At 58.5% G+C, this 9,684-nt stretch carries 7 protein-coding genes; 2 read left to right on the plus strand and 5 right to left on the minus strand.

From position 1 onward, the window contains the following. From R6T97_RS00960 to R6T97_RS00970, 3 genes are all read right to left on the minus strand, one after another. On the minus strand, nucleotides 1-145 hold a 145-nt coding region (locus tag R6T97_RS00960; protein WP_410347446.1), incomplete at its 3' end, for a LamB/YcsF family protein. 1 nt (nucleotide 146) lies between these two features. Further along, a complete protein-coding gene (locus R6T97_RS00965) occupies nucleotides 147-1,166 on the minus strand; it encodes a biotin-dependent carboxyltransferase family protein (RefSeq protein ID WP_410347440.1) in 1,020 nt (339 codons plus the stop codon). Then, a complete protein-coding gene (locus R6T97_RS00970; RefSeq protein ID WP_410347441.1) occupies nucleotides 1,166-1,900 on the minus strand; it encodes a 5-oxoprolinase subunit B family protein in 735 nt (244 codons plus the stop codon). Before R6T97_RS00970 ends, R6T97_RS00965 begins: the two co-directional genes overlap by 1 nt. A gap of 213 nt (nucleotides 1,901-2,113) precedes the next feature. Here R6T97_RS00970 and R6T97_RS00975 point away from each other — a divergent pair, with 213 nt between their 5' ends. Together R6T97_RS00975 and R6T97_RS00980 are read left to right on the plus strand one after the other, a co-directional pair. Next, complete coding sequence (locus R6T97_RS00975; RefSeq protein ID WP_410347442.1) at nucleotides 2,114-3,259, plus strand: efflux RND transporter periplasmic adaptor subunit; 1,146 nt, start codon at nucleotides 2,114-2,116, stop codon at nucleotides 3,257-3,259. Then, nucleotides 3,256-6,375 carry an efflux RND transporter permease subunit gene (locus R6T97_RS00980; protein ID WP_410347443.1) on the plus strand — a complete coding sequence of 1,040 codons (3,120 nt, stop codon included), beginning with the start codon at nucleotides 3,256-3,258 and terminating at the stop codon, nucleotides 6,373-6,375. Before R6T97_RS00975 ends, R6T97_RS00980 begins: the two co-directional genes overlap by 4 nt. Here R6T97_RS00980 and R6T97_RS00985 read toward each other — a convergent pair whose 3' ends face one another. Both R6T97_RS00985 and katG read right to left on the minus strand, forming a co-directional pair. Beyond that, entirely contained in the window at nucleotides 6,376-7,425 is a 1,050-nt protein-coding gene (locus R6T97_RS00985) for a flavin monoamine oxidase family protein (protein WP_410347444.1), read from the minus strand. It lies immediately after the preceding gene. A gap of 75 nt (nucleotides 7,426-7,500) precedes the next feature. Beyond that, nucleotides 7,501-9,684, minus strand: a 2,184-nt coding sequence (gene katG / locus R6T97_RS00990; protein ID WP_410347445.1) for a catalase/peroxidase HPI, incomplete at its 5' end; no start/stop codon positions are given.

The following is a 9,684-nucleotide window of genomic DNA, read 5'->3' on the forward strand; positions in this document are numbered from 1 at the left end:
TATCCATCACATCGGGGTCACCTGCGTGAAACCCGCAGGCGATACTGGCGGAAGACACGATATCAAGCAGTGCTGCATCATCGCCCATGCGCCACGGGCCAAAGGCCTCGCCCATATCAGAGTTGAGATCGACTGTGCGCGTCATGTCAGGGCCTTTCAAGATCGTCGCCGGGGGTGGCCCCGCTGATCAATTGGTAACGGAGCAGATCGGCGATGTAATGGGGGTCGCGGATCATTGGCTGGCACATTTTGATGAGGGTGCGGAGTTGCGTTTCTTGTGACTTGGCGGTGGCGTCCGCCTCTGCGACTGTCAGGAAATGGAACTGAAGCGGTGTGCCGGGGGCCGCTTGCGCGATTTTGGGCAGGTCTGCGGGGATGACGCTGCCGATCCGTGGGTAGCCGCCGATAGTCTGGCATTCGGCGAGCAGGACGTAAGGCACACCTTCGCCTGTCATCTGGATATCGCCCGGTACGATCAGATCCGACACATGATTGAGGCTGCCGGATGTGGCGAAAGTGCCGCCTTCGTGTTCCAGCCTGATCCCTTGCCGGTTGCCACTTTGACTGCGATGAAAAATGGTCGCGCAGAAGGTGTGCTGCGTCTGCTTGCTGAAGAATTCGGTTTGTGGTCCGGGCATGATCCGGATGGTTCCCCCGGAAAACCTGTCCGCAGGCGGTAGCCTGCGCGGCACCTGCATCCTGTCCGGGTCCGCAGCAAGGGGAAGTGTATTGCCTGCCTGCAAGCGGTGTCCGATGCCTGCGGTCAGATGTGCGGCGCGGCTGTCCATGATGGGGTCAGTCGCAATGCCACCGGCAAGACGCAGATACCCGTAGACGCCCTTTTGCGCGCCACGGATGGTCAGTTTGGCGCCCGCAGGCAGGAAATGGGTCGCGTTATGGGGAATGGCATCGCCGTCGATGTCGGCTTGCATCACAGCGCCGGTCAGTGCGATGCGCGTCCCTTCGTCCACGCTGAATGTGCCACCGAAGCCCATCATTTCGATTACGGCGTCGCCTGGCTCGCCCCCGAGCAATGCGGCCCCTTCCAAGAGCGCCAAACGGTCTGCGGCCCCTCCGGTGGATAACCCTTGCGCCTGCCAACCGGGACGCCCGAGGTCTTGCAGGGTGAGGCCGGGACCGGCGCTATGAATGGTCAGTGTCGGCATCAGCGCAGAACCTCGCAGGTTGCACCGCCGTTTGTGTCCGTATCTGTCTGGATGGCGCGGAAATCTGTGTCGGACACAGCCTGAAACCGTACCGCGTCCCCTGATTCGAAGGCAAAGGGCGTGGATGTTTCCGGCAAATATACCCGAAAGGCGGTCTGTCCGATGTGCCGCCAGCCGGTCGGGGCGTCCGCCCCCCAGACGATCAACTGGCGCACCGCAGTGATCAGCGCCCCGCGCGGAAGGCTTTTGGTCAGTTCGGTCTGGCGTGGAATATCCCAGTTGTCCGGCAACATGCCCAGATAGGGTTGACCTGGCGCAAAACCGATTGCGATGACGCGCAGGGTTGCGGCTTCGATCTGATCGATGGCCTGTGCGGATGTCAGGCCCGCCAAAGCCGCAGCCTCGTCCAGTTGTGGCGCGAAATCTGTGCCGAAGGCTGCAGGGATACGCCATAGGCGGCGCGGTCCTTCAGCGGTTGATTGATACTGCTCCAGCAAGGTCTTGAGCGCCTTTGTCACACAAGCCCTGTCGGTTCTTTCAGGGTCGAAGCCGATGCGGACCGAAACGAGGGATGAAGCAATCTCGGTCAGACCTTCTATGTCGGCATCCTGCACATGGTCACGAAAGCTGAGGGCGCGTGCGTTTGCCTCTTCGGTCAGCACGCGCGAGAAACGCACCAAGATGCCGTCCACACCAAGGGGCAAAATTTCGACCGTGTCATGCTCTGCAATCATGCCCCTTGGTTTACGTGGTCTGGCAAAGAGTGTCGATGGGATCACTGATGTCGAAGAAGGAACGGCGCATTTATGAGCGATTGGTGGCAAGCCGCTCGGTATGCCAGAATTACAGAGTAAATGACTGGCATCTGTGCCAATGGGGGCCTATCTACGCCACTTAACCCGTATTTTCGGCCCTGCGCGCGCAGAACAGCACCGAAGGAATGCCTCATGGCAAAAGATGTTGAACCGGCCATGGCCGGGAAACTCAGATTTGATCCTGACAAAGGGTCGGGGCGATCCAAATGGGTCGCTGGTTTTCTGGCTTTGCTTTTGGTGGGTTGGATGGGCAGCGGGTACATTTTTCCATCAGAGACGATGAAGGATGATGCGCAAGCCACGCCAGCACCCCGCGCAATCGCAGTTGCAGTGATTCCGTCACAGGCGCAGGACGTGCAGCTTGTGCTGACGGCCGAAGGCCAGTCAGAGCCGGATCGCATGACCATGGTGCGGGCCGAGGTTGGGGGGCAAGTGGTTTCGGTGGCGGTCGTGCGCGGCGATCTTGTCAGCGACGGTCAGGAAATCGGGCGTATTGATGCAGAAACAATTGAAGCGCAGTTGTTGCAGGCGCAGACGCAGTTGGAACAGGCGACCCGTGATCTGAACAATGCGATTGCGCTGCAGGAGCGGGGGGTTGCGACCGAGGATCGTGTCAGCAACGCGCGTGCGGCAAAGGCGGCGGCTGACGCTGCTGTCACTGCTGCGCAGGAGCAGCTTGAAAATACAATCATTCGCGCCCCGTTTGCAGGACGTTTGAATGATATGACACTGGATGTAGGGGAGTTTGTCGATGCGGGAAGCGTCGTCGCTGAAGTCATTGACAATGATCCGCTGACCGTTGTCATTCAGGTGCCGCAGCAGGCCTTGTCGCGCGTCGAGGCAGGGCAAACAGCCGAAGTGGAGTTTATCACCGGCGAGCAGCGTCAGGGTGTGATCACCTTTGTGGGGGCGAATGCTGATACGCAGACCCGCACCTTCCGGGTCGAAATCACTGTCGACAACCCCGACAGCGTCATGCCGGCAGGGCTAAGTGCGCGGATTGTCATTCCAACAGGGCAAGCGCGGGGTCACTTTATTTCACCTGCGATCCTGTCACTGGGCACGGATGGTGAATTGGGGGTCAAGACTGTACTGGAAGACAACACCGTTGCCTTCTCGCCCGTCGCGATCGTGCGGGCGCAGACCGATGGTGTCTGGGTCACGGGTCTGACCGAAGAGGCGCAGATCATCACTGTTGGCCAAGGCTTTGTGAATGCAGGCGATGTGGTTGATCCGCGGATTGTCGGGGCCGATCAAACAGCGGGTGTGTCACAATGAACGCCCTGATCGACGCTGCATTCAACCGCAGCAAGGTTGTCCAACTTCTGCTGGTGTTTCTGCTGGCGATTGGTGCGATCTCTTACATGTCGATCCCGAAAGAGAGCAATCCCGAGGTTCCGATCCCGATCGTCTTTGTTTCGGCCTCTCTTGATGGCATTTCACCAGAAGATGCCGAAGATGTGCTTATCGGTCCGATGGAGACAGAGTTTGCATCCCTGACAGGTTTGAAGTCGATGACTGCGACCGCCAGCGAAGGGCGGGGCGCAGTGCAGCTTGATTTTGAACCCGGGTTCGACGCGGCTGAGGCCTTGGCCAAGGTGCGCGAAGGCGCTGATAGTGTGGAAAGTGAGCTTCCCTCCGACGCGACTGTCATTGTCACTGAAATCAACACTGCGCTCTTTCCGATCTTGACGGTTATTTTGTCCGGTCCTGTGCCGGAACGCACGCTCAACGCGCTGGCCGAGGACTTGCAGGACGACATCGAAGCGCTCAGCGGTGTGCTTGAGGTTGATGTGGCCGGCAAACGGGCAGAGTTGATGGAAGTGCTTATCGACCCAACGGTTTTCGAGACATACAATATCTCGTTCAATGAGTTGATCAGTTCAATTACCAATAACAACCAGCTTATCGCTGCCGGTGCGATCGAGAGCGAAGCGGGGCGGTTGGTGTTGAAGGTGCCGGGCCTGATTGAAGACCTTGAAGATGTAATGGATCTGCCCATTCTGGTGCGTGGCCAGACTGTTGTCACCTTTGCAGATGTGGCCACTGTGCGCCGTACCTTCGAAGACCCGACCGGCTTTGCGCGCATCGATGGCCAACCTGCCTTGGCGCTTGAGATCAAAAAGAGGGTGGGTGCGAATATCATCGAGACCGTTGCCGCAGTGCGTGAGGTGATTGAAACAACTCAGCGCGACTGGCCGGAGAGCGTTCAGGTGCGCTACACCCTCGATGAGAGTGAAACGGTCAAAACCATGCTTTCCGATCTTGAGGCGAATGTGATTGCCGCGATCATCCTGGTCATGATCGTCGTGGTTTATGCGCTGGGCTTGCGGTCGTCCCTGCTGGTGGGTCTTGCCATCCCGGGGGCGTTCCTGACAGGTGTTGCAGGGCTTTATTTCATGGGCTTCACGATGAACATCGTCGTGTTGTTTTCCTTGATCCTCGTTGTGGGGATGCTGGTGGACGGGGCGATTGTGACGACAGAGCTGGCGGATCGTTATCTGCACGAGGGCCAGCCCCCGAAAGAGGCCTATGCGCGCGCAGCCAAGCGGATGGCATGGCCCATCATCGCGTCTACGGCGACGACGCTTTGCGTGTTCTTCCCGCTGCTGTTCTGGTCGGGTGTCGTGGGCGAGTTCATGAAGTTCCTGCCCATTACGGTTATCTTCACGCTGGCGGCGTCACTTTTCATGGCTTTGGTCTTCATTCCGGTGATGGGCGGACAAATTGGCAAGCGGCAGTCGCAGTCGGCCAAATCCAAGGCGCAGCTTTACGCGGCCGAACATGGTGATCCGCGTCAAATGACTGGCTTCATGGGTGGCTATGTCCGGATTCTGGAATGGTCGATCCTGCGCCCATGGACAACACTGAGCTTTGCGATGTTGGCGCTTGTCGGGTCGTTCGTAGCCTATGGCAATTTCGGCAATGGCCTCACGTTTTTTCCAGAGGTCGAGCCTGACTATGCGCAGGTTGAAGTGCGCGCGAAAGATAACTTTTCGGTCTACGAACAGGATGCATTGGTCCGACAGGTCGAAGCACGCCTTTCTGCCTACGATGAGATCGCGAGTGTTTACGCACGTTCCGGTGGGACAGGTGATGGCGGTGATACGATCGGGACACTTCAGCTTGAGTTGACCGATTGGGACACGCGCCGGACCGTCAAATTGATTGCAGAGGATATCCGTGCCGATATGGCACAGATCCCCGGTATCGATGTGCAGGTGCGGACGGACTCAGGCGGGCCGGGTGGTGGCAAGCCCATCAATCTGGAGGTCGTCGGCAATAATCAGGCCGATCAGGAGGCCGCCGTCGAGATGATCCTTGACGAGATGACACGCATTGGTGGCTTTATCGATGTTGTCGATACGCGTCCGAGTCCCGGCGTGGAGTGGCAAATCTCTGTCGACCGCTCGCAGGCTGCACGCAGTGGCGCGAGCGTCGCTTTGCTTGGGCAGGCGGTGCAGTTGCTGACGCGCGGAATCACGGTTGCAGATTACCGTCCCGAAGACAGTGATGGCGAAGTTGATATCGTCGTACGCTTTCCCGCCGGTGACCGGACGCTGGCAGAACTAGAAGCCCTGCGGGTACCGACCGATGCGGGCCTTGTCCCGATCTCGAACTTTGTATCGTTCAATCCTGCCCCGCGTAGTGGTGTGATCACCCGGATCGACCAGGAACGCGTGATTACCATCTCGGCCGATGTCGCGACGGGAATGTTGGCCAATGATCAGACAGTGGCGCTGCAAGGCGCGATCAAAGACCTTGATTTGCCCGGAAATGTGCGGGTTGAATTTGGTGGCGAGGCAGAAGAACAGGCAGATGCCATGACCTTTCTTGTCGGTGCCTTCCTGTCGGCCATCGGGCTGATGTTCCTGATCCTGCTGACCCAGTTCAACAGCTTTTGGCAAGCGTTCATCGTCATGTCGGCGATTGTGTTCTCGATCGCCGGCGTGTTGCTTGGTTTGATGGTCACCGGACGTCCGTTTGGGGTCGTTATGGGTGGTATCGGCGTTATCGCTCTTGCGGGGATTGTGGTGAACAACAACATTGTTCTGATCGACACCTTCAACCAGCTCAAGGCGCAAGGTCAGTCGTCACTGGAGGCGGCGTTGCGCACCGGTGCGCAGCGTTTGCGCCCTGTCGTGCTGACCTCCGTGACGACCGCGCTGGGCCTCATGCCGATGGTGATCGGTCTGAATATCAACTTCTTCACGCGCGAGATTGTCTATGGTGCGCCGTCCACACAGTGGTGGACGGAACTATCGAGCGCGATTGCGGGGGGGTTGGTTTTCGCCACCGTCCTGACGCTGTTGGTCACACCCGCGATGTTAATGCTGGGCGAACGCCGGGCGAAGCGGTTTGAAGCAGGGCCGGGCATGGTGCCTGCCGAATAATCAGCTGGCCAAAATCTGCGCTGCGGCCTTTTCCGAGGCCGCAAGCGCGCCTTCGATCAGGCCGCCATTGTCAGGTGCCATCTCGGTCACGGCGAATATCAATTTGCCTTGCCAAATGTCTTGGACAGCTTTTGGCATGTCGTATGACGGATGCCCCGGCGGTGCCAAGGCATCTTCAGGTGTGGAGGTCAGGGGCGCTTGCGACCAGTCTTCCAATTCTGCGGCAAGGGGTTCTTTAGCCACTGGGCCAAACAGTCTTGCAAGTTGGTCGATTGCAGCGGGTAGCAGGGCAGCGCCGGCTTCACTGCGGATATCTGCAGGCAATCCGACAAAGCCAAAGAGCGCGCCGTATGCGCCGTCTTCGGGACTAGCGTCGTGGATTTCAACCAAAGGTCCGCATCGACTGCTGGCATCGCCTGAAAGGTTGCTCTCGCGCCAGAACGGTTTGGGGTAGACGGCGATGCATTTTGCATGGGCAGCCATCCATGTCGGTATTGCCCGCAACGCGGCAAGCGCCGCTGAAGGAAATGCAGGAGATGCCTGCAATTGCGCGGCCAGACGCGGCGGCAGGCAAAGAACGATCCGGGCGGCGGTGATGGTTTGCCCATCGGCAAGTTCGACCGCTGGGCTGTCATTGATGGACATGACCTTTGCATTGGTCTGGACCTTTGCTGGATCAAGCCGCGCGGCGAGTGCGTCTGTCAAAGCTGTCGTTCCGCCAGCGACCCTTAATGATCCAGCCATCGACATAAAGCCAGTATTGCGCAGGACCTCTCGGGTGGGTTGTTCGTAAAGCTGGTCGCCTGTGCTCCATTGTTCGAACAGGTGTAAGCCAAGGTCAGAGACCAATTGCGTGACGCGGGTCTGACCTGGCCAGACCCATGACGGGCCAAGATCAAACTTTGTGCCATTCACATCAAGGGATTTGATCCGTCCCCCAAGCCGTGCGTGCGCTTCGACAAGGCGATAGTCATGCCCGGCTTGCTGAAGCCGATAGGCAAGTGACAGGCCGGACAAGCCGCCGCCGATAATCAGTGTCTGGGTGTGCATGTGGCGACCTTACGTTTCGTATCGATCTGCCATAAGGGACGGGCGCGACCTGCAAAAGGCCGCGCCCGAAATATTTTACTTCACGTCAAAGCGATCAAGGTCCATCACTTTTGTCCAAGCTGCGACAAAGTCTTTTGCAAACTTCGATTTTGCGTCGTGCTGCGCATAGACTTCGGACAGGGCACGGAGTTGAGAGTTTGACCCGAAGACCAGATCGACACGTGTGCCGGTCCATTTGACTTCACCGGTGGCGCGGTCGCGGCCTTCATAAATGCCGTCTTCGTCCGCTGGCTTCCATTCAGTCGCCATGTCGACAAGGTTCGTGAAAAAGTCGTTGGTCAGCGCCTCGGTCTTGTCGGTGAAGACACCGTGCTTTGACCCGCCTGTGTTGGCACCCAGCGTCCGCAGACCACCGACCAGAACGGTCATTTCGGGCGCAGACAGCGTCAGCAACTGCGCACGATCGACAAGCATCTCTTCCGCAGGCACGTTGAAGGCCTTCTTTTGGAAGTTGCGGAACCCATCGGACTCTGGCTCGAGTGGTTCAAAGCTTTCGACGTCGGTCTGTTCTTCCGACGCATCCATGCGACCCGGTGTGAACGGCACAGTGAGGTCGTGACCGCCGTTCTTGGCTGCATGTTCGACAGCGGCAGAACCGCCCAGCACGATCAGATCGGCAAGTGAGACTTTCTTGCCCCCCGATGCCGCGCTGTTGAAGTCGCTTTGAATGCCTTCCAGCGTCGCCAGCACCTTGGACAGTTTTTCAGGTTCGTTGGCCGCCCAGTCCTTTTGCGGGGCCAGACGGATACGCGCGCCATTGGCGCCACCGCGTTTGTCGGACCCGCGGAAGGTAGACGCAGAGGCCCAAGCGGTCGAGACCAGTTCGGACACCGACAGGCCGGAGCCCAGAATTTTCGCCTTGAGTTCAGCGATATCGGCGTCGTCGATCAAAGCGTGATCCACAGCCGGGATCGGGTCTTGCCAGATCAAGTCTTCCGCAGGCACCTCATTGCCAAGATAAAGTGCTTTCGGCCCCATGTCGCGGTGGGTCAGTTTGAACCACGCACGGGCATAGGCATCGGCAAACTCTTCCGGGTTTGCATGAAAGTGACGCGAGATTTTCTCGTAAGCCGGGTCCATCTTCATCGCCATATCCGCAGTGGACATGATGATCGGCACCTTCTTGGAGGAATCCTCGGGATCGGGGGCCATATCCGCTTCTTCGATGTTCTTGGGCGTCCACTGGTGTGCGCCTGCCGGGCTTTTGGTCAGTTCCCAGTCGTATTTGAACAGAACATCGAAATAGCCCATGTCCCATTGCGTCGGATTCGACGTCCATGCACCCTCAAGGCCCGATGTGATCGTGTCGCGACCCTTGCCGGATTTCCATGTGGACAGCCAGCCAAAGCCCATCGCCTCGAGCGGTGCTGCTTCGGGTTCCCGGCCAATCTGGTCCACCGGGCCTGCGCCGTGGGTCTTGCCGAAGGTGTGACCACCTGCGGTCAGGGCCACGGTTTCATAGTCGTTCATTGCCATCCGCGCGAATGTTTCGCGGATATCGTGCGCCGAGGCGAGCGGATCAGGGTTCCCGTCAGGACCTTCGGGATTGACGTAGATCAGACCCATCTGGACCGCAGCAAGCGGGTTTTCGAGATCGCGGTCTTCGGAATAACGTGCCAGTGCGTGATCGCTGGTGGCCAGCCATTCGTCTTCGCGGCCCCAGTAGATGTCTTCTTCGGGTGCCCAGACATCGGCGCGGCCCCCGCCAAAGCCGAACATTTTCAAGCCCATTGATTCCATGGCGCAGTTACCTGCAAGGATATACAGGTCGGCCCATGAAATCTTGTTGCCGTATTTCTGCTTGATCGGCCACAGCAGGCGGCGCGCCTTGTCGAGATTGCCGTTGTCGGGCCAGCTGTTGAGCGGTGCAAACCGCTGCGATCCGGAACCCGCACCGCCACGACCGTCAGCCGTGCGATAAGTGCCCGCGCTGTGCCAAGCCATGCGGATGAACAGACCGCCGTAATGGCCATAATCCGCAGGCCACCAGTCCTGACTATCCGTCATCAGTGCGTAAAGATCGTCTTTGAGCGCCTGAAGGTCGAGTTTCTTGAACTCTTCGGCATAGTCGAAATCCGGACCCATAGGATCGGATGCAGGTGCGTTCTGATGCAGGATGTTGAGGTTCAACTGGTTCGGCCACCAGTCCTTGTTTCCACGGACACCATGCGTCGTGTGAATTGGTGCCCCGTGCATGAC

The organism is Yoonia sp. (assembly GCF_046498525.1).
Lineage (GTDB): Bacteria > Pseudomonadota > Alphaproteobacteria > Rhodobacterales > Rhodobacteraceae > Yoonia.

What these genes read in the sequence shown, in the direction of transcription:
- R6T97_RS00965 (WP_410347440.1), bottom strand. Translation starts at nt 1,166, where the DNA reads ATGCCGACACTGACCATTCATAGCGCCGGTCCCGGCCTCACCCTGCAA.
- R6T97_RS00970 (WP_410347441.1), bottom strand. Translation starts at nt 1,900, where the DNA reads ATGATTGCAGAGCATGACACGGTCGAAATTTTGCCCCTTGGTGTGGAC.
- R6T97_RS00975 (WP_410347442.1), top strand. Translation starts at nt 2,114, where the DNA reads ATGGCAAAAGATGTTGAACCGGCCATGGCCGGGAAACTCAGATTTGAT.
- R6T97_RS00980 (WP_410347443.1), top strand. Translation starts at nt 3,256, where the DNA reads ATGAACGCCCTGATCGACGCTGCATTCAACCGCAGCAAGGTTGTCCAA.
- R6T97_RS00985 (WP_410347444.1), bottom strand. Translation starts at nt 7,425, where the DNA reads ATGCACACCCAGACACTGATTATCGGCGGCGGCTTGTCCGGCCTGTCA.